The following is a 19084-nucleotide window of genomic DNA, read 5'->3' on the forward strand; positions in this document are numbered from 1 at the left end:
ATTCACTACCTGGACCTGCTACCTGCTGACCTACGCCACTTCGTGGCCGCGGCCGGCTTCCAGGATCTCGTACCATTCCTGGCGGTCGAGGGGGAGATCTAGGGCTTTCAGTGACCGGGTGATGCGCTCTTTTTTGGTGGTCCCGATGACGGGAACGGGGCGCGTGGGATGCATACGGCACCAGGCCAACAGCACCACGTCTTCCTCGACGCCGTACTTTTCACCGATCTCTTCCACTTTCGAACGTAAACGCAGCAGCTTCGTGCCCTCTCCCTTGAAGTAATCGGCGCCGCCCAGCGGGCTCCAGACCATGGGGCGCAGACTGTGCATCTGGCACTGGTCGTAGGTTCCGTCGAAGAGCGGATCGGGGTGTAAAGGACTGCACTCTACCTGATTGGTGACCAGATCGGTGTGTTGGCGAAGGAGGTCGAATTGGCCGGGGGTGAAGTTGCTCACGCCGAAGTAGCGCACCTTGCCGGAAGAACGCAGGTCGTCGAAAGCACGGGCCATTTCCTCGGGCTCCATTAGCGGATCGGGGCGGTGAAAGAGCAAAAGATCGATATAATCGGTGCGCAAATTCCGCAGGCTTCGTTCGGCGGATGCGATGATGTGATCGTAGCTTGCATCGTAGTGCTTCACCCGGGTATCGGGGCGGTGGGCGGATTCGAGCTGGATCCCGCACTTCGTGACCAGCTGTATCTGCTCGCGTACGGTGTCGCTGTGCTGGGCCAGGGCCGCACCGAAAGCCGCTTCGGTGGTGTAGCTTCCGTAGATGTCGGCGTGATCGAAGGAGGTGATGCCGATATCCAGACAGTGACCGATCAGCTCCGCCATCGTGGCCGTATTGTAATCACTGCCCCATTCGCCCCAGGTCATGGTACCGGCGACAATTTCGGATAATTGGGGACCCGAAGGGCTAAGGCCGCGTTGGTCGGCGTTCATGTGTTCAATTTTGCGCTAATCTAGCAATATGAAATATCTCCATCTTGTAGTTGCCGTTCTCTTCGCTTTGTTCGCTTATTGGCAGCTAAACGATCCCGATTGGCCGATCTGGGTACTGATGTACGGTAGCGTAGCCGTAATCGCTGTTTGGAATTTCTTCAGCAAGCCCCCCCGGCTTCTCGTCTACGTAGCGCTGGGCGCCGCGGCGATTTGGATGCTCACCCTCGTACCCGATCTCATCACCTGGATCGGGGAAGGCATGCCCACGATTGCCGGCCAGATGAAGGCCGAATCCCCCCACATCGAACTGACGCGCGAATTCTTCGGCCTGTTGATCTGTACGATCGCCCTGGCGATGTACGCCCGCAAGGGCTCGTAGTACCGGGCCGCTAAAATTTGGAGAAGTTTTCGATCGTAACGGGCACCTTCAGCGTGGTTCCGTGCACGGTCAGGCGGAGGCCCTGGGCGTCCGCGGTCACGGCCAGGATGTGGTCCGGATTGACGGAATATTGCGGGTGGCAGCGCAGCAATCCATCGTAGGCGTACTCGGTTTCGATAACGTCCAGCGGCTGATCGATCTCCTTTTCCCGGCCGCTCTCGAAGTAGATCGTCGTTTTCGATTTGGCGCGCGGTTGGTGACCGACGACGATACTGTCCGGCGTCCCCTCCCCCGATGGTTGCCCGTTACCTAGGGGCGAGTTGTTGCCGTTGCCCCCGATCACGCTGAGTTGTAGCCGGCTCGCCACTTTCTGGTGTTCCCGTTCCGCGCGTATCTGTACGGCCAGTCCGCTGAAGACGATGGGCAAGAGACCGACCAGCACGGTAGGCACGGCGATGTAGAGAAAAACCTGTAGGTCCATCACCGCCCAATCACGGGTATAATTATACAGCAGAAAGCAGGCCGCGGAAACCAGCAGGAGCAGCACCGCCTGGTCGAGCGTCCACTTGGCCATGGTCCACTTCGGTCCCGTCCGCCGCACGCCGATTTGCTCGGTCACCAGGTGATAGGCCAGCGCGACCGCGAAGACGATCAGGCCGTACGCCAGGGCTTGGCCGATAGAAAAGATGAAGAGCAGCGCGATGAATACGAATAGCGCCGTGCGCCCGTGACCGATCACCACCGGCCGGCTGAAGGGCCGTTCCGGGAAGGGGCGGGAAAATGGGTTGCGATTGAGCATCAGTCCGGCGCGGAGAAGAGTTTAAAAACGGTCATACCCCGTTGGAAAAGGTGTAGGATTTCCTCGGGCGGCAGCAGCATCCCCTTTTTGTACACGATGAGGTAGTAACCGATGCCTTCCACCGACCAACCCTTATTCAGGGTGAAATAGTTCAACACGTCGTCGGTAAAGTGATGCCGAATATAGTCTTCATCATCGCCGGTGAGGCGATACTGCTTGCTGAACTTCGGGAAGCGTACGAAGTCGATGTCATCAAATCCGAAGAGCTCCCCCAGTTTATGCAGGATCGTTTCGGGCTGCATATCCAGGCCGGGCAATGTCAGTTGCTGACTCTGTAGAAAGAAGACCGTCTGCCGGGTAGTATGCTTATCGCCGTAGTCCTGGTAGCTGTAATCGAAGATGTACGCATCCTTTTCCATCAGCCCGTCCTGCTTGCGCAGGATATTCGAAACGGCGCGGCGCCGGCCCCGATTCGCCAGCCGGAAGTCGCTCAAATAGCGGTGAAGACCGAAATCATCGGCTGCACTAAACTCGAAACCCGCCCGGTGGGCCAGGCCACTAAGGCTTTTCTCGCGGTATGGCATGGCCAAATATAGAAAATGCCCGCCTCCTGTCGGAAGCGGGCATCATCGAATTCGTTGGTTTGAATTCCGGGCGGGTGCCGGGACTACTTGCCGTTGTTAAACATTCCGGCCTCACCGGCGGGAACGGCCTCGGGCTGAGCGGGCTTCTCGAGCACCTCGCCCATGATGGTCAGCACGACGGGGTCCTTGGTCACGTTGGTGGTGAGGGTCACGCGCTTGCGAAACTTGCCGAGGCGGTCGGTGGCGTAGCGCACCTTGATCTCACCGGATTCACCGGGGGCAACGGGCATATCGCTGTAGCTGGGTACGGTACATCCGCAGGAACCGACGGCGTTGGTGATTACGATGGGCTCCTCACCGGTGTTGGTGAAGGTGAAGGTGCGGTAGGGATCCGAGTTCTGCTCGATGGTTCCGTAGTCGATCTCCTTGGTTTCGAAGGTCATGACCTCGGGGTTACCCTCACCCGGCATGACCGAGGGAGACTGGGCGTTAACGGCGAACGTAACGCACAGGAACAGAGCGAAGAAGGAAAAAAGGCGCTTCATAATTCAAGTTGTTTCTTGCGGTTATAACGTAAAGATCGGTCGAAAGATGATGCACTACCAAGGATAAAGCTGTTAACGGCATGTAAAAATCTTGTTCCGAATGTTTGTCTAGTTCCATCGGCTACCCTTATCTTTGCCCTCGCTTAAACGCCACGGGGGATTAGCTCAGCTGGCTAGAGCGCTTGCATGGCATGCAAGAGGTCACCGGTTCGACTCCGGTATTCTCCACGAAAAGGGGCATTCGCTTTGCGAATGTCCCTTTTTTAGTACGGTAGTCTTTAGTCAGCTGCCTGCGGCATCCGGGGTAGTACGGTAGTCGGTGGAGTAGTTGCCCCCCGCTTTGCTCGGGTGCTTGCGGGACACCCCATACTGGATTTGGTTGATTAATTGAGGGGCTTGACTACGTCCAGGGAGTAAGTTAGGGGGATCAGTCCGGGCATCTGTTTAAAGTGGTAGCGGTTTTTGGCTACTTCGACTAGGTCCGGGAAGCAATCGTAGGGGCTGTAGTCGTACTCTTCGAATTGGCGGAGGTCGAGGCCTTGATGGAGCAGGGCGTTGATCACGTCGCTGATGGGGTGGTCCCAGCTGACTTCGGTGCCCGATACTTCTTCGCTGCCGTCGGTGTAGCTGCCGGTGGTTTCTTCTACGATGGCTTCGCGGGAGAAGTAGCCGTATTGGATGCCGGTCCGGTCTGCGTTCCAGAGCCAGGCAAGGGGGTGAAACTCGACGAAAACGAACTGCCCGCCGGGCTTTAGGTAGCGGGACACGATGGCCGCCCATTTGTCCAGGTCGGGGAGCCAGCCGATGGTGCCGTAGGTGGTGAACACGATATCGAAGGTCTCGTCGAGGTGTTCGGGCAGACTGTAAACATCGCAATTGATGAACCGACCCGGTAGCCCGCTGCGCTGCGATAGCTCACGGGCGGCGCCGATGGCTTGATCGCTGAGGTCCACACCCGTCACTTCGGCCCCTCTTCGGGCGAGGGATAGTGTGTCCTGCCCGAAGTGGCACTGCAGGTGCAGCAGTGACTTTCGCGCCAGCGAGGGTGGCAAAAGGCCCAGTTCGATATCGCGAAGGCACTCCCCTCCGGAGAGCCAACCCTCCACATCGTAAAATTCACTCGTCAGGTGGGCGGCCGTCCGTTGATTCCAATGCGCCCGGTTCGTTTCCAGGTAATCCATGGAGATAAATATAGGGCGGCGGAGCGCAGGTAAAAAGCCAGCTAATTAGAAGGAAGGTGCTTCAGAAACGATAGGCAATTCCCAAGCCGTCGGCCGTAGCCGTCATCGACCAGTGCTCTCCACCGCGTTTGTGCAGTTGGGGAACAAGGATCCCCAGTGCCGCCCCAAGCGCATAACCGGCCGCAATATCCGTGGGGAAATGCTTGCCCGCGCGGTAGCGCGCGTAGCCCGTAACGAGCGGTATAGTGGCCGCGCCGGCCCAGACCACGGGGCGCCAGGGGCTATCGGGATATAAGTCGTGAAAAACCTTGGCGGTAAAGAAGGTCAGGGCGGCCGTATTAGAGGTATGGCCGGAAACGAAAGACTGTCGGGAATCCTCCCCGCGCTTGGCATCAATGTCCACCGACCGGTTATAGATATACGGACGGCTGCGCTGGACGATGATTTTTGATGCTTTGGTCAGTCCGTCGTTGGCCAGCATGGTTTCCGCGAGTAGCGTAGCCAGCACCAGGCCTTTGCGGCGCGCTGGCTTGCTAAAGAGTAGCGTTCCCGGTAGCAACATCGAGCCGCGAAGCACCTCATCACTGATGTTCCGGAAGACCTCAGACCGGTGGCGGGTGGCGCCCCGATCGACAAACCACACGCTCTTGCGCTGCAGTGTAGCCACCTCCGTAGGCGAGTGACCATCCAACTTATTTTCCAAGGTATGAGATGTCATACTCAAACTGCCGGCCGCAGTAAGCATGGCAATTTCCCGTTCGGGATTAAGCGTGTACGGAAAATCCTGCGCACCGGCGGCCAGGGCGAAGCAAAGAAGGAACCAGAGAATAAAATGTCGAATCGACAGCATGCGGCACATTGTTGGTGGAGCAAACCGGGCTTGGCAGCACCCGTAAGAATACGATATTTTACGCTGATTAACAACCGGTTAGTACACCACTGCGGCGGACATTGCGATGAGTAGCAGACAAATCGCCACTACCGAAGGGCAAACTATATCCGCTCCCTTCCGCTTCAACCGTAGCGGGACTGCCACGTTATTGAGGTTCAACCCACAATGAACAACCATGCCTTTACGATTAGGAGATCAAGCACCCAATTTCGACGCCCAGACTACGGAGGGCGACATTAATTTCTACGACTGGGCCGGCGACCACTGGGTCGTCCTGTACAGCCACCCGAGCGATTATACCCCCGTCTGCACCACCGAACTGGGCCGCACCGCCGCGCTGAAGGAATCTTTCGAGCAGCGCCACGCCAAAGTGATCGCCCTCAGTGTCGACGACCTGGAAAGCCACAAGGGCTGGGTGAAGGACATCGAGGAAACGCAGAACTGCAAGATGAACTTCCCCATCATCGCCGATTCGGAAAAGAAGGTGGCCACCGCCTACGATATGATGCACCCGAACGCCGATGACAAGTTCACCGTTCGCTCTGTCTTCATCATCGACCCCCAGCGCAAAGTGCGCCTGACCCTCACCTACCCGCCCAGCACCGGACGTAACTTCCAGGAGATCCTGCGGGTACTCGACAGCCTCCAGCTGACCGACAACTACAGCGTCGCTACTCCGGTTGACTGGAACGACGGCGAGGACGTCGTCGTGAGCCCCAGTATCAAGACCGAGGATATCCCCGACAAATTCCCCAAGGGACACAAAGTCATCAAGCCTTACCTGCGCACGACGCCGCAGCCTAATCGCTAAGCGGAAACGATCCACTTGACAGCCGGCCACTCCCGCAAGGGGGGGCCGGTTTTTAATTCAGCGCCCTGTCGCAGCTACCGCGTCTGCAAGCTTGCGAATTCGCGGACACAACGGGCGATCATTCAACCCGAATTGTCGATCAGACTGTTGTTTTAGCAACGAAATGGGCATCTTGGCCGAAATTATCATCCGGCGCTGCCCACCCTTCCGGTATATCGTAGCCCACCGTAATCAATCTAACCGAATGAACCGATATTCATTACTCTTCCTCATGTTGCTTTTCTCCTGCGCTTTCGGCGCCAATGGCCTGCTCGCCCAGGCGGACGATAAGGAGGAGGAATCCGAAAAAGAAGACAAAGACGCTTATAAGGAACTGACCAAAGACGCCGACATCCAGGACGGCCTTTTCGGCGTCATTATGAAGGAAGGAAATACCTACTTCGAGCTTCCCATGGATCTGTTAGACGAAGAGATCCTGGTGGTGAGCCGGATCAGCGGCCACGTAAAGGGCCTCAACTTCGGTGGTGCCGGTATGAAGAGCCGTCCTCAGCAGGTCGTTCGTTGGCAGAAGCACGGTGAAAAAGTCCTACTGCGCAGCGTCAGTTACAACAGCGTAGCCATCGAGGAACTGCCGGTCTACCAGTCCGTCAAGAACAACAATTTCGAGCCCATCGTCGCCGCCTTCGACATTAAGGCCTACGGTCCCGACAGCGCCTCGGTGGTAGCCGATGTCACCCCCTTCTTCACCAACGACGAGCCGATGATCGGCGCGCTTGACGATAGCGAACGGAAGCGCTTCGGTATCAAGGGGCTGGATAAGGAACGCAGCCTCATCATGAACGTGAAGGCTTTCCCCAGCAACGTGGAAGTACGCCACGTGCTGACTTACAAGGGCGACGAGCTGCCCGACAACAAAGTGACCGGTACGCTTTCCGTAGAGATGAACCAGAGCTTCATCGTCCTGCCGGAGGAGCCCATGCAGCCCCGCAAATACGACCCCCGTGTTGGCTACTTCAGCATCGAGCAGACCAACTACGGCCTGGACGCCCAACGCGCCGAGACGCAACGCTTCATCACCCGCTGGCGGCTCGAGCCCGTTGACATGGAGGCCTGGGAAGCCGGCGAACTCGTGGACGTCAAAAAGCCGATCGTCTACTACATCGACCCCGCCACCCCGAAAGAATGGGCACCTTACATCAAGCAGGGAGTCGATGACTGGCAGCAGGCCTTCGAAGCGATCGGCCTGAAGAATGCCATCATGGCGAAGGACGCGCCCACCAAGGAGGAAGACCCCGACTGGAGCCCCGAGGATGTCCGCTACAGCGTGATCCGCTACGTGACCACCGAGATCCAGAACGCCCAAGGACCCCACGTGCACGACCCCCGCACCGGTGAGATCCTGGAGAGTGACATCATCTGGTACCACAACGTGATGAACCTGCTGCGCAACTGGTACCTCATCCAGACCGCCGCGGTAAACGAAGACGCCCGCAGCCCCAAATTCGAGCAGGAAGTGATGGGCAAACTGATCCGCTTCGTAGCCGCCCACGAGGTCGGACACACCCTGGGCCTGCCCCACAATATGGGTTCGAGCCCCGCTTACACCGTAGAGCAGCTACGCACCCCGGGCTTCGTACAGGAAAACGGCGTATCGCCCAGCATCATGGACTACGCCCGCTTTAACTACGTGGCGCAGCCGGAAGACGAAGGCGTGGGTCTCCACCCCAAGATCGGCCCCTACGATTACTACGCCATCCGCTACGGCTACCTGCCCATCCCGGAAGGTGACGAAGACCAGGTCCTGAACGAGATGGTCAAGGAGAAAGCCGACGATCCCATTTACCGCTACGGCCGGCAGACCCGCAACGGCTACGACGCCAGCGCCCAGACCGAAGACATTGGTGACGACGCCGTACTCGCTTCCACGCTGGGTATCGCCAACCTGAAGCGTATTGTGCCCGAGCTGGAGGGATGGATGGCCGAAGACGGTAAGTACTTCGATAACCTCGAAGAAGTGTACGACAACGTGATCGGCCAACTTCGCCGCTACACCGGCCACGTGGCCAATAACGTCGGCAGCGTTTACGAATGGCAGCGCAGCAGCGATGAGAATAAAATCGTGTACGAAACCGCCCCGCGGGATAAGCAGGAAGCAGCCGTTAAATTCATCAACGAGCAGATCTTCAAAACGCCCATGTGGCTGGTGAACGAAGACATTCTCCAGCGCATTTCCGCCACCGGCGTCGCCGAGAAGATTGAAGGCCTCCAATCGTACGCCATCGGTACGCTAATGAACGAAGACCGCCTGAACCGCCTGGTCGAGCAGCAGGCCCGCAATACCCAGGCTTACGGCGTGATGGACCTCATGGAGGACACCCGCACCGGCGTCTTCAACGCGGAGAACACCAACAGCAGCTACGGCCGCAACCTGCAGGCTAACTACGTTGATGCCCTGACCGATCTCCTCGAAAATGAGGACGTAGCGGCCGACGTGCGCGCCTCCGCCCGCGCCAATCTGATGGAGATCCGCACCGGGCTCCTCGGCCGCCAGGCCGACGCCTTAGTGACCGGTCACCTCTCGGAACTCAGCCAGCGGATCCAGGTTGCCCTGACCGGCCTGGAAGTTATGACCGGCAAATAAGCCTTCCCCTACTATCCGGGAGACTAAGCCCCCAATCTCCCCCGCGGAGGTTGGGGGCTTTCGTTACCGGTCCGCCGCCATGCAACCCCCTTCCGTTCCAGGCGTTACCCTTGCACGAATAATCGCGATACGCTCCATGCCCAAGTCCGGCGACTCCCTGCTCCTCCCCTCCGCTGACCTCACCGACGCTACTCGCCGCGCCGAAGCCCTGATCCCCACCCCCTACGGGATGTTCAAGATGATCGCCTACGCCGGCGACGAGGAGGACTATACCCCGCACCTCGCCCTGGTGCATCCCGACATGGACCCCGACAGCGACGTAATCGTGCGCCTGCACTCCGAGTGCATTACCGGCGATCTGTTCGGCTCCAAGCGGTGCGACTGCGGCGAGCAGCTGGACCGGGCCATACGCCTGACCGCCTCCGGCAAGGGCGTGGTCGTGTACCTGCGCCAGGAGGGGCGCGGTATCGGTATCATCAATAAACTCAGGGCCTACCAGCTACAGGACCAAGGTATGGATACCATCCAAGCGAACGTACACCTCGGGTTGGAAGTAGACGCCCGGCACTACGATGTGGCTCAGGGCATTCTGGGTGACCTCGGCATTCACCGCATTCAGTTGCTGACCAACAACCCCGAAAAGGTAGATTCCTTCGGCGACGGACCCATCGAGGTGGTACGTCGCTTGCCCATCATCGTTTCCCCGGGCAAGGAAAACGAGAATTACCTCCGCACCAAGCGGCTTGATATGGGTCACTGGTTAAAGTAGGGCGCCGGGGCGCAGGAGAAGTGAGCTCCGTAACGGGTAAGGTTGTTCCCGGGGCACCACCAACATGGGTGGAGGACCTCTGGTCCGACTGGGGTGTTCCCTGCCCCTTGCTCCGCTCGGACAGGTTCGGACCGGGAGGTCCTCAACCCGGGACACCACTAGCTCGGGTGGAGGACCTCAGGTCCGACCAAGGCATCCCCTACCCCTCGCTGCACTCGGGTAGGTTCGGACCGGGAGGTCCTCAACCCGGGATACCACAAGCTCGGGTGCAGGACCTCTGGTCCGACCATGGCGTTGCCTGCCCCTCGCTGCGCTCGGGTGCGTTCGGTCCGGGAGGTCCTCCACCCGGGATACCACTAGCTCGGGTGGAGGACCTCAGATCCGACCGCAGCATCCCCTACCCCTCGCTGCACTCGGGTAGGTTCGGACCGGGAGGTCCTCAACCCGGGACACTACTAGCTCGGGTGGAGGACCTCTGGTCCGACCACGGCATCCCCTACCCCTCGCTGCGCTCAGATGCGTTCGGACCGGGAGGTCCTCAACCCGGGATACCACTAGCTCGGGTGCAGGACCTCTGGTCCGACCATGGCGTTGCCTGCCCCTCGCTGCGCTCGGGTGCGTTCGGACCGGGAGGTCCTCAACCCGGGCGTGGCCCGTGCCGGCAACTAGCCCGTTAGGTACTCCCAGTCGCGGATGGCCTCAAAGCCACGGTGTCCCTCTGCCACCGAGGGATGTGTGAGGACCGACTCCACGGTCACTTCCGGTAGGACTTCACGCGCCAAGTCGTTCCGAACAAAGATGAAATTGAACGCCAGTTCGTTCGCGCCGACTAACCGGTAGCCTTTTCTGCGGCCGAGCTTGACCATAGCGACCGGCGAGGCACCGTGATAAAGGGGATGCTTGCCCGGATAGGCGTAATTCGGATCGTAGGGCACTACGATATTTTCCATTCCGAATTCGTTGTGCGTTTCGATAATGACTACCTGTGGATTGATGACCTCGAGCGACTCCCATACCCAGTAGTCGTTGCCGTCGATATCGATGGAGAGTAATCCTATTTCGCCGACGTAACCACTCTCCTCAATTAGCTGATTGACGTTCTCGCGGGTGACGCGGGCGCATCTGAAGTGGGGAGGATAAAACCAGGGGTGCGGGTATTTCCCGTAGAAGCGTTGCCCGCGGCGGATGCTGTCCGGGTTGCCATCGATAAACAGTCCGGACCAGCCGAAATTGAAATACAGGTTCGCGCTGTTGCTGTTGACCCCGTCATCTGAACCGATCTCCACGAATCGTTTATTCGTCATGCCCAGCACCGCGAAGACAAATAGAAGGAGGCCGTCTTCCTCAAATTGGGAAAAGACGCGGAATCCGGTTTCCGCAAGTTTCGGTATACTACCCGCTTCGGTTTGCTCGCGGTACTTCAGGTACCGGGCCCGCTGAGCGATCTGTACGGCCGCTGAAAACCGGTCACGGACCTTGAGGATCAGGAACCGATCCTTGAGTATGTTTTTAATCCAGCGTTTCATAGAGGATGAGGTGTACGATCAGGGCTCGGTTGACGGTGAAACCAAAGGTAGACAATAGGAAATGGCCGTGACGGTTGGCAGGATTGAGGTTAGCGATGGGCACGTTTTAATCGACAGGCTTTCTACCTGCGCTCCGACGCAAGTGAACAAAAGAGGCGCTTCGGCCCATTCATTGGAAGTCATTTTCCTCACTTTAATAGTTAGTACGTCCACCTTCAATACCTTGTAGACTTTATGCCGTTAACCGAGCTCGCAAAAGAGGTACACCGCGAATGGGACAACCTCGTAGACCGGCTGCGCTGGGGCCAAGACAAGCCCGTCGACGTGGCGAATTACATCGGCTTCGGCCGGCCCGACTATCTCTACCTCACCGGGCGGGTGCTGCGCGACAAGGGCGTGAGCCGCAACGAGCGCGACCAGCTCTGGCACAACCTCGTCAACAACTTCAAGCGCTTCAATAGCCGCGAGATCGACGACGCGGAAGTAGAGATCACCTGGGGGGAGCACACCTTCCAGCGCACAACCGACAGCGAAGGGTACTTCCAGATCGAGCACCAGTGCGACCCCGACGAGGCCCCCATGCTCGACGACGCGCTGTGGCAGGAGGCCACCATCCGGGTGATATCCACCCCGTTGAACGGGCCGGTGAATCACCTCTCGCATTCGGACGTGGTGGTGCCGGTGGAGGCGGAGTTTGGGGTAATCAGCGACATCGACGATACCATCCTGAAAACGGACGTCACGAGCCGACTGAAGCTCAAAACGCTGATGCACACCTTTCTGAAGAACGCCAGTAACCGGCGTGCCTTCGAGGGGGTATCCGATTTCTATCAGGCCCTACAGCTCGGTCCCGACGGCAAGGGATATAACCCTTTCTTTTACGTATCGAACAGCCCCTGGAACCTGTATGACCTGCTGTTGGACTTCATCCACCTGAACCACCTGCCCCGGGGGCCGATCCTACTGCGTGACTTCGGTTTACCGGCCGACGATATGATACAGTCCTATAAGACGCATAAGGCGGACATGGTGGACAAAATACTGAGCACCTACCCCGATATGCCCTTCATCCTACTGGGAGACAGCGGGGAGCACGACACGGATATCTACCTGGAAGCCGCCCGCAACAATCCGGATCGCATTCTCTGCATTTACATCCGGGATGTAAAGCACGAAGAGCGCGCCCAGCGAATCGAAGGGTTGATCGAGGACATCAGCCTTATCAATGTAAAACTCGTAGGAAGTTACGAAGAGGCGGCGGCGCACGCCCGTGAGAAAGGCTGGATAATCTAGTACAGTACCAGCTCCGCGGCGGCTTCCACGACGTCCATCACCTGGGGCTTGCTGGCGTAGTTTCCATCGTCGGCGTAGGCCGGGCGGTGTACGGCGGCGGTGACGGTGCGCACGGGGGCGTCGAGTAATTCGAAGCCTTTCTGCTCCTCTACAATTTTTCGCTCGATGAAGGCCGAGGCGGCGCCGGGAATATCCTCGTCTACGATCAGGAGGCGGTTGGTGTGCGACAGGTGATTGGCGATGCGGTGCTCCAGATCGAAGGGCAGCAGCGTCTGCACGTCGATAATTTCCACCTCCACGCCCTGTTCCGAGAGGAGCTTGGCAGCTTCCAGGCAGATACGTACGCAGGCTCCGTAGGTCACGATGGTCAGATCGGTGCCTTCACGAAGGCACTCGGGCACACCGAGCGGAACGCGAAACTCCAACAAGTTGCTGGGCTCGGGCTCACGTAGACGGTAGCCGTTCAGCACCTCGATCACGAGAGCGGGATCGTCACCGTCCAGCAGGGTATTGTACATGCCGGTGGCCTGGACCATATTCCGGGGAACGCAAATGTGCATACCGCGCAGGCTTCCCAGCAACGGAGAGAGGTAGGAACCGCTGTGCCAGATACCTTCCAGGCGGTGGCCCCGGGTGCGGATGATCAGCGGGGCGGCCTGCATACCGTTCGTCCGCCAGCGCAAGGTGGCGACGTCATCGGTGAGGATCGGCAGCGCGTAATAGATATAGTCGAGGTACTGGATCTCGGCGATTGGTCGTAAACCGCGCATGGACATGCCCATGGCCTGCCCGACGATAGTCCATTCGCGAATTCCCGTATCGAAGATGCGCTTCTCTCCGAATTTATCCTGGAGGCCGGCGAATCCCTGATTGACGTCACCGATATTCCCAACGTCTTCACCGAAAGCAAATAGCTCGGGCCGCTCCTCGAATTTAGCGGCAAAGTAATGCTGGAGGATCTCGTAGCCCGGGATCGGCTTGACGCCCTTCGTGTACGTCGCGGGGACGCCCCCGATACGGAGTGGAGAATGGGGGGTATTGCTCAGCAGATTGCGGGACTTCGTGGCGCGCAATTCATCCAGGGCATCGCGGAGCCACGACTTGAGCTCGCGTGGCATGGCGTCGGGCCCGGCTTCGAAACGCAGGCGACGCACGGCGTCGATGAGTTCCGATAGCAGCGGCTGACTCATTCGCTTTAGTTCCTCCGCGAATTTGTTGATGGCCGGCGTACTATGACCGTTGGTAGGCAGCAGTTTGAGGAGGGCTTCCTTGCGGGCCTTCCGGGGAGCGTTTAACCGTTCCCAGGCTTCCTTGCGGGCGGCGGCCACTTCTTTCTTGGCCCGCTTTTCGATCTCGTCCAGATCGCTCGCATCGGCTACGCCGGTGGCGACCAGGTAGTGACGGAACTGCGCCAGGCAGTCCCAAGTCTTTTCCCACTGCAGGCGTTCCTTGCTCTTGTAGCGCTCGTGGCTGCCGCTGGTGCTGTGTCCGTTGGGCTGGGTCAGCTCCTGAACGTGGATCAGGGCGGCACGGTGAGACTGCCGTACCTGCCGCGCCACCTTCGGATAGAGGTCGATCAGGGCGGGATAATCCCAGCCTTTGACCCGGTGGATATCGATGCCGCTGCCGGCCCCATCGTCCTGCAGGCCGGCCAGGGCCTCGCTGATGCTTCCCTTGGTGGTCTGCAGATCGACGGGCACGCTGATTCCGTAGCCATCGTCCACAATGGTACAGATCATCGGTACGCGGGTGACGCCGGCGGCATTCATGGTTTCCCAGAAAACACCTTCGCTGGTGGAGGCATCACCTATTTCGGTCCAGGCGATCTCATTGCCCTCGTTGGAATGCAGATCCGCGGGAAGGCGTTCGTCCTGGCGGTAGAGTTTGGAAGCGAACGCCAGCCCGAAACCGCGCGCCATCTGGCCGGCGGTGGGTGAGGTTGCGCTGCTTAGATTGAAGGTTTGGGTGGCATCGAGCCAGTTGCCGTCCTCGTCGATTGTCCGGTTGGCGTAGTGTCCGCCCATCTGACGGCCGGTGCTGAAGGGATCGTGTCGATCGTCGCTGTAGAGCTGGGCGAGTAACTCGGCGGGCGTGGTCATATCGAGTGCCAGTAGCAGGGTGTGCCCGCGGTAATAATCGGCCCGCCAGTCTCCCTTGCGAATAGCCCGCGCCATCGCTACCTGGTAAAGTTCTTTTCCGTCGTCACTCACCCCGAATTTGGCCCGTCCATTCAGTACATCCCGGCGTATAACGTTACTTAGCTCTCTGGATACGCGGCATGTATAGTAGTCCTTCAGCGCATGCTCAAAGTCTGATTCCGGCAGTCTCCGGAAATCCACGGTGCTTAGCTCGGGATCTTTTACGGACAAAACAATTAGGTTTAAGTGTGCGGTGGTTAGCCGCAAAATTGGTCAGGGTATCATGTCAAATTTGGCCGCGGCACAGCTGACGCGACTCTTGCGAAGGTAACAGATTTTTCTGATTCCCGGTTTATCCGGGGTAGCGATTGACGCCGGGAACGACCGCCTCCGGATCGATGCCGTTCCAGTGCAAAAGCCGGGCTCCAGCCGTGTCTAAGCGCAAGTAGGTCTGGTAGTTCAGCCACTCCCCGAGGTTGAGATAGCGCGTCCGTCCGTTGCTTAGGGTGTAGTCGATCGGCAGGTGTCGGTGGCCGAAGATACAGAGGTCCAGATCGGGGAACTCGGTCAGCTTTCGTTCACTGTAGGCGACGAGCCACTCACTGTCCGCCCCCCTGAACTCTTCCTCCGAAGGTTGGGCGTCGCGACTCTTCCCGCTGAACCAGTTAGCCAGTCCGATGGAGGCGTTCGGATGCAGGCGGGCGTATAGCCACTGGGCCCAGCGGGCGGTCATCACCTTCTTCAGCCTTTTATAGTTTCGATCCCCCGGACCCAGACCGTCGCCGTGGCCAACCAGGACGTGCCGCTCCTCGACGGTAATACGAATGGGCCCACGGTGGATGATGGCGCCGACTTCCTGCTCGAGGTAGTCTTTCATCCACAGGTCGTGGTTGCCGGTAAATACGTGCAGTGGTACGCCGGCATCTACAACTTCGGCGAGTTTTCCCAGAAATCTGACGTGCCCCCGCGGAACGGCGTGGCGCCACTCGAACCAAAACTCGAATAAATCACCAACGAGGTAGATGGCCTCCGCTCCTTCCAACAGGCAGTGATCCAGCCAGCGGACGACGGCGGCCTCTCGCTCCCGGCTGCTCGTGCGGGCGTCGACGCCAAAGTGAAAATCAGAAGCAAAGAAGACTGGCATGCGCCGCCAAGATAGAACGTCCGAGATTACTCCCCCGCCCTTACGACGGGCAGGTAGGTAGCCGGTAAGCCCTGACCGATGCCCTGGCTCATCCGAAAAGCCTTGCCGATCTCTGCTATCGTCAGCTCCGGCGGAATATATTCCTGGCCGGTTGCCTCTACGTAGGGCCGACCATCGTAGCGATAGGTCGCCTGCCCCGTTCGGTGACTGGCGCGGGTAATCACGGGTTGGCCCCCGACTACATTCGACCATAGGCCCGCCAGCGGCCAGAGCATGGCGGATTGCCAGTGGCTCAGGCCGATCGATGGTGGACTCGCGTCGAGGCTTCGGGCTACCTGGCGGAAGAAGTCCTGCCAACTCAGGTTCGCGGCATTCAGCAGGAATCGTTCCCGGTCCACGTCCCTATCGACCACGGTCAGAACTGCTCGCACCACGTCGCGTACGTCGATGAAGCCGGCTGCTCCCCGGGGATACAATCTTCCGCCATTGTCGACGTACGTCCAGAGCGAGGGTGTATTATCTCCCTGCCAGTCACCGGCGCCGAGAATGGTCGAGGGGTAGACGGCGGCCACCGAGAGGCCCTCCGCCTGCCCCCGCCATATTTCCCGCTCGGCGGCAAACTTGGAGCGGGCATAGGCCGTAGTGAGCCGATTTTCCGGCCAGCGGTCGGCGGCGGTAGTCAGGGGCCCGCCGTCCACACGATCCAGCGCGGCTACGGATCCCAGGTGGACGAGGCGGCGCACGCCGGCGTGGAGCATAACGTTGACCAGGTTCGCGGTTCCCGTGCCGTTGACCTGCAGCAATTCGTCTTCCCGCCGGTCTTCCATGGAGACGAGGGCGGCGGCATGGATGACGGTATCGACCCCGTCCATTGCCTCCTCCATGCTGCCGGGATCGGTCAGATCGCCGTACACCAAGGTGCACCAGGCCGAGATGGTAGTTAACTGGGTGGTATCGGAGTCTTCCCGTACCAGGGCCACGAAGGGCCGCCCGTCGGCCGCCAATGCCTGGGCGAGGTAGTAGCCGACAAAACCCGTAGCCCCGGTAAGTAATAGTTTACCCGGCATACAGCGCCCCGTTGACGGTGTCGTGCGATGCCCCCGTGGCGGAAGCCAGGCTATTGGGCAGACCGGCGTAACGAAGCAACGCACAGAGGGCTACCAGAGCGCCCTCCTTGAAGTCCGTCACGCCGGCGGGCGTTTGAAAGTCAAACGTCCACTTGTCGCTGCGGTAGGTGCGCAACGATTCGAGCAAATAGCGATTGTGGGCGCCCCCGCCGGTTACGAGGACCGGCATGGAGGTATTGTCCGGGCCGCTGCGCCAGTGCGGCGTAAGCTCTTCGTAAATGGCTACAATGAGGTAATCGACGAAAGTGCGAAGCTTGTCGGCGGTGTCGCCAGGAAAATCACGGATGACGGGCCAGAGCGTCTCCACCACCCACTGATTACTCAGGGATTTGGGGCAAGGCTGCGAATGGAACGGGAGTTCATCGATCCGTCGCCAGAGCTCCGGAAGGTGTTTTCCGGAGCGGGCTAATGTCCCGTCCTGATCGTAGTCCTGCCCTTCCTGACGGGCCAGCCGATCCATGATCTGGCAGCAACCCGATAGATCGCCGGCGAGAAAATTACCGTCGGGCTGCCGAATGCTGAAGTTAACGATGCCGCCTAGGTTAAGGAAGGCGTCGTACTCCGGGAAGAGGTAGCGGTCGGCCACCGGCGCGAGTGGCGCTCCCTGGCCGCCGGCGGCAATATCGGCCGATCGGAGGTCGGTAATCACGGGCAGACCGATCGCACCGGCTAACGCGGCGCCTTCCCCTAGCTGCAGGGTGTAGCCGGCCGCCGGCTCGTGAAATACGGTATGGCCGTGGTAACCGACGAGCGAGGGCGCGCCCGAGGTAAACTCCGAGAGGAATTTCGCTGCCTGGGCCCCCACCCAGCCGCCCAGTTCGGCATTGAGTTGCTGAAGATCACGGGCGGAAAGCTTGGTTGAAGATACCAGTCTTTCCCGCCACGTGTCTGGATAGGCGAGAGTAGTTGCCTTATCTAACGACCAGTTTCCGATCGGATCGGCGCGGTGAGCGTCAAACTCGAAGGTGCATACGGCCAGGTCTACCCCGTCGAGCGAACTGCCCGACATGATTCCGAGTACGGTGTGCCGGGTGTGGGGCATGGTGGTCGGGGTGCGGGGTGCGAGAGGCGGGTGCGGGGTGCTTACAGGTTCTCGTTGAACTGCATCGTATGCTTGGCCATCGCTTGGATCTCCTCGGGGGTGAGGATATCTTTGAAGGCGGTCATAACTCCATTTTCGCTACCGTTCGTGATGATATTGACGCGGTAGGCCATGTCGCTGGTTGCCTCTTGCAGGTTGGCCGCTCCGTTGGTTCCCATATCGCCATTGAGGCCGTGGCAGGCGATACAGCGGACCTTCCAGATCCGGTCGGTATCAATGTCGGGCGCGGCGGCAACGTCTTCGGTCTCGGGGGCTTCCGAGGCGGTTTCTTCTCCTCCGCCACAGGCAAGGATAACGAGAGCGAAAAGCAGGAGGGGGAAAAGCCTTTTCATAAGCTTGGTCATCTTTAGGTTAAATTGCGGGGCAAGGTAAGGCAGGCGGGTTTAACAATAGCTTTGGGAGGCAGAATGTTGGTTTGGCGCGAATCAATTAAAGTTTTTGGCCCAATGGCTACCTTGAGCGCCGATATCTTCGTATCTTTGCGGGCCGAAAGCGAAACAGCGCTAAAGAATTACCGTATGGAAGTTGTAAAAGTAAGCGGCGAAGTCCGTGATAACCTAGGAAAAAAATCCTCCAAGGATGTACGTCGTTCCGGCCTTGTACCGGCTGTTATCTATGGCATAGGTGGCCCCGTCCACTTTACCGTCAAAGCGCTGGACCTGCGGGATCTTATTTACACCGCCGAGTTTAAGCTTGCCGAGCTCAACGTCGGCGGCGAAAGCTACCGCGCCATCGTGAAGGACTACCAGTTCCACCCGGTGACCGACGAACTTCGCCACGTCGATTTCCTGGCCCTCGAAGACGGACGCACCATTAAAGTGCAGGTTCCCGTTACCTTCACCGGCACCAGCCCCGGCGTCCGGGGAGGTGGCAAGCTGCAGGTTAGCGTTCGCCGCATCAAGATCAAAACCACCCCCGAGCACCTCGTTGACCACGTAACCCTGGACATCAGCGACCTCGAACTCGGCCAGAGCATCCGCGTCCGCGATATCGACGCAATGGAAGGTGTGGAAATTCAGAACCCCGGTGGACAGCCCATCGCTACGGTTGAAGTGCCCCGTGCCCTTCGCTCCGCCGCCACCGCAGAAAAGAAAGCCGCCGAGAAGGATGCCAAGAAGGCAGCCAAGGAAGTGGCCACCGAAGAGTAATTATTCCCACGACAGACTTGATCAGAGGGTATGTATCCAGCCGGATGCATACCCTCTCTTTTT

General features: G+C 59.1%; 18 protein-coding genes and 1 tRNA gene. 7 read left to right on the forward strand and 12 right to left on the reverse strand.

Annotated features, from left to right (window positions below):
* Window positions 1-30 precede the first annotated feature (30 nt).
* Complete coding sequence (locus DRW39_RS07860; protein WP_116106478.1) at window positions 31-942, reverse strand: aldo/keto reductase family oxidoreductase; 912 nt, start codon at window positions 940-942, stop codon at window positions 31-33.
* 28 nt (window positions 943-970) lie between these two features.
* Between DRW39_RS07860 and DRW39_RS07865 the strand changes: the two genes are divergently transcribed.
* Complete coding sequence (locus DRW39_RS07865; RefSeq protein WP_116106479.1) at window positions 971-1321, forward strand: transmembrane 220 family protein; 351 nt, start codon at window positions 971-973, stop codon at window positions 1319-1321.
* A gap of 10 nt (window positions 1322-1331) precedes the next feature.
* On the opposite strand, the gene DRW39_RS07870 is transcribed toward DRW39_RS07865, so the two are convergent.
* From DRW39_RS07870 to DRW39_RS07880, 3 genes are all read right to left on the reverse strand, one after another.
* Window positions 1332-2120: a LytTR family DNA-binding domain-containing protein gene (locus DRW39_RS07870; RefSeq protein WP_116106480.1), complete on the reverse strand. Its 789-nt coding sequence runs from the start codon at window positions 2118-2120 to the stop codon at window positions 1332-1334.
* Window positions 2120-2704, reverse strand: a complete 585-nt coding sequence (locus DRW39_RS07875; RefSeq protein ID WP_116106481.1) for a hypothetical protein — start codon at window positions 2702-2704, stop codon at window positions 2120-2122. Before DRW39_RS07875 ends, DRW39_RS07870 begins: the two co-directional genes overlap by 1 nt.
* Before the next feature lie 83 nt (window positions 2705-2787).
* On the reverse strand, window positions 2788-3249 hold the full coding sequence (locus tag DRW39_RS07880) for a DUF1573 domain-containing protein (protein WP_116106482.1): 462 nt from the start codon (window positions 3247-3249) through the stop codon (window positions 2788-2790).
* 154 nt (window positions 3250-3403) lie between these two features.
* Between DRW39_RS07880 and DRW39_RS07885 the strand changes: the two genes are divergently transcribed.
* Window positions 3404-3477: transfer RNA gene (locus tag DRW39_RS07885), tRNA-Ala, on the forward strand.
* A 155-nt stretch (window positions 3478-3632) separates the two neighbouring features.
* On the opposite strand, the gene DRW39_RS07890 is transcribed toward DRW39_RS07885, so the two are convergent.
* Both DRW39_RS07890 and DRW39_RS07895 read right to left on the reverse strand, forming a co-directional pair.
* Window positions 3633-4430, reverse strand: coding sequence for a class I SAM-dependent methyltransferase (locus DRW39_RS07890; protein WP_116106483.1), 798 nt, complete (start codon window positions 4428-4430; stop codon window positions 3633-3635).
* Between the two features lie 61 nt (window positions 4431-4491).
* A complete protein-coding gene (locus tag DRW39_RS07895; protein ID WP_157975993.1) occupies window positions 4492-5280 on the reverse strand; it encodes a phosphatase PAP2 family protein in 789 nt (262 codons plus the stop codon).
* Window positions 5281-5497: 217 nt separating this feature from the next.
* On the opposite strand from DRW39_RS07895, the gene DRW39_RS07900 reads away from it, so the two are divergent.
* From DRW39_RS07900 to ribA, 3 genes are all read left to right on the forward strand, one after another.
* Entirely contained in the window at window positions 5498-6133 is a 636-nt protein-coding gene (locus DRW39_RS07900; protein WP_116106485.1) for a peroxiredoxin, read from the forward strand.
* Window positions 6134-6377: 244 nt separating this feature from the next.
* The gene (locus DRW39_RS07905; protein ID WP_116106732.1) at window positions 6378-8774 is read left to right on the forward strand and encodes a zinc-dependent metalloprotease; all 2397 of its coding nucleotides are present in this window, start codon (window positions 6378-6380) and stop codon (window positions 8772-8774) included.
* A gap of 136 nt (window positions 8775-8910) precedes the next feature.
* Window positions 8911-9543, forward strand: a complete 633-nt coding sequence (gene ribA / locus DRW39_RS07910; protein WP_116106486.1) for a GTP cyclohydrolase II — start codon at window positions 8911-8913, stop codon at window positions 9541-9543.
* Between the two features lie 665 nt (window positions 9544-10208).
* Here the strand turns inward: ribA and DRW39_RS07915 are convergent.
* Window positions 10209-11069: a hypothetical protein gene (locus DRW39_RS07915; protein WP_116106487.1), complete on the reverse strand. Its 861-nt coding sequence runs from the start codon at window positions 11067-11069 to the stop codon at window positions 10209-10211.
* A gap of 234 nt (window positions 11070-11303) precedes the next feature.
* On the opposite strand from DRW39_RS07915, the gene DRW39_RS07920 reads away from it, so the two are divergent.
* Window positions 11304-12362 carry an App1 family protein gene (locus DRW39_RS07920; RefSeq protein ID WP_116106488.1) on the forward strand — a complete coding sequence of 353 codons (1059 nt, stop codon included), beginning with the start codon at window positions 11304-11306 and terminating at the stop codon, window positions 12360-12362.
* Here the strand turns inward: DRW39_RS07920 and DRW39_RS07925 are convergent.
* The 5 genes from DRW39_RS07925 to DRW39_RS07945 form a co-directional block, all read right to left on the reverse strand.
* Complete coding sequence (locus DRW39_RS07925; protein WP_232830098.1) at window positions 12359-14731, reverse strand: thiamine pyrophosphate-dependent enzyme; 2373 nt, start codon at window positions 14729-14731, stop codon at window positions 12359-12361. The genes DRW39_RS07920 and DRW39_RS07925 overlap by 4 nt on opposite strands.
* A gap of 121 nt (window positions 14732-14852) precedes the next feature.
* A complete protein-coding gene (locus DRW39_RS07930) occupies window positions 14853-15644 on the reverse strand; it encodes a UDP-2,3-diacylglucosamine diphosphatase (protein WP_116106489.1) in 792 nt (263 codons plus the stop codon).
* Window positions 15645-15670: 26 nt separating this feature from the next.
* Window positions 15671-16711 (reverse strand): NAD-dependent epimerase/dehydratase family protein, encoded by a 1041-nt coding sequence (locus tag DRW39_RS07935; protein ID WP_116106490.1) that lies wholly within the window; start codon window positions 16709-16711, stop codon window positions 15671-15673.
* Entirely contained in the window at window positions 16701-17813 is a 1113-nt protein-coding gene (locus DRW39_RS07940; protein WP_116106491.1) for an anhydro-N-acetylmuramic acid kinase, read from the reverse strand. Before DRW39_RS07940 ends, DRW39_RS07935 begins: the two co-directional genes overlap by 11 nt.
* 41 nt (window positions 17814-17854) lie before the next feature.
* Window positions 17855-18205 carry a c-type cytochrome gene (locus tag DRW39_RS07945; protein ID WP_157975994.1) on the reverse strand — a complete coding sequence of 117 codons (351 nt, stop codon included), beginning with the start codon at window positions 18203-18205 and terminating at the stop codon, window positions 17855-17857.
* 186 nt (window positions 18206-18391) lie between these two features.
* On the opposite strand from DRW39_RS07945, the gene DRW39_RS07950 reads away from it, so the two are divergent.
* Window positions 18392-19021 carry a 50S ribosomal protein L25 gene (locus tag DRW39_RS07950; protein WP_116106734.1) on the forward strand — a complete coding sequence of 210 codons (630 nt, stop codon included), beginning with the start codon at window positions 18392-18394 and terminating at the stop codon, window positions 19019-19021.
* Window positions 19022-19084 lie beyond the last annotated feature (63 nt).

The organism is Lewinella sp. IMCC34191 (assembly GCF_003390935.1).
Classification (GTDB): Bacteria; Bacteroidota; Bacteroidia; order Chitinophagales; family Saprospiraceae; genus Neolewinella.

Excerpts from the sequence above, each read along its gene's own strand:
- DRW39_RS07860 (WP_116106478.1), bottom strand. The coding sequence starts at position 942 with ATGAACGCCGACCAACGCGGCCTTAGCCCTTCGGGTCCCCAATTATCC.
- DRW39_RS07865 (WP_116106479.1), top strand. The coding sequence starts at position 971 with ATGAAATATCTCCATCTTGTAGTTGCCGTTCTCTTCGCTTTGTTCGCT.
- DRW39_RS07870 (WP_116106480.1), bottom strand. The coding sequence starts at position 2,120 with ATGCTCAATCGCAACCCATTTTCCCGCCCCTTCCCGGAACGGCCCTTC.
- DRW39_RS07875 (WP_116106481.1), bottom strand. The coding sequence starts at position 2,704 with ATGCCATACCGCGAGAAAAGCCTTAGTGGCCTGGCCCACCGGGCGGGT.
- DRW39_RS07880 (WP_116106482.1), bottom strand. The coding sequence starts at position 3,249 with ATGAAGCGCCTTTTTTCCTTCTTCGCTCTGTTCCTGTGCGTTACGTTC.
- DRW39_RS07890 (WP_116106483.1), bottom strand. The coding sequence starts at position 4,430 with ATGGATTACCTGGAAACGAACCGGGCGCATTGGAATCAACGGACGGCC.
- DRW39_RS07895 (WP_157975993.1), bottom strand. The coding sequence starts at position 5,280 with ATGCTGTCGATTCGACATTTTATTCTCTGGTTCCTTCTTTGCTTCGCC.
- DRW39_RS07900 (WP_116106485.1), top strand. The coding sequence starts at position 5,498 with ATGCCTTTACGATTAGGAGATCAAGCACCCAATTTCGACGCCCAGACT.
- DRW39_RS07905 (WP_116106732.1), top strand. The coding sequence starts at position 6,378 with ATGAACCGATATTCATTACTCTTCCTCATGTTGCTTTTCTCCTGCGCT.
- ribA (WP_116106486.1), top strand. The coding sequence starts at position 8,911 with ATGCCCAAGTCCGGCGACTCCCTGCTCCTCCCCTCCGCTGACCTCACC.
- DRW39_RS07915 (WP_116106487.1), bottom strand. The coding sequence starts at position 11,069 with ATGAAACGCTGGATTAAAAACATACTCAAGGATCGGTTCCTGATCCTC.
- DRW39_RS07920 (WP_116106488.1), top strand. The coding sequence starts at position 11,304 with ATGCCGTTAACCGAGCTCGCAAAAGAGGTACACCGCGAATGGGACAAC.
- DRW39_RS07930 (WP_116106489.1), bottom strand. The coding sequence starts at position 15,644 with ATGCCAGTCTTCTTTGCTTCTGATTTTCACTTTGGCGTCGACGCCCGC.
- DRW39_RS07935 (WP_116106490.1), bottom strand. The coding sequence starts at position 16,711 with ATGCCGGGTAAACTATTACTTACCGGGGCTACGGGTTTTGTCGGCTAC.
- DRW39_RS07940 (WP_116106491.1), bottom strand. The coding sequence starts at position 17,813 with ATGCCCCACACCCGGCACACCGTACTCGGAATCATGTCGGGCAGTTCG.
- DRW39_RS07945 (WP_157975994.1), bottom strand. The coding sequence starts at position 18,205 with ATGAAAAGGCTTTTCCCCCTCCTGCTTTTCGCTCTCGTTATCCTTGCC.
- DRW39_RS07950 (WP_116106734.1), top strand. The coding sequence starts at position 18,392 with ATGGAAGTTGTAAAAGTAAGCGGCGAAGTCCGTGATAACCTAGGAAAA.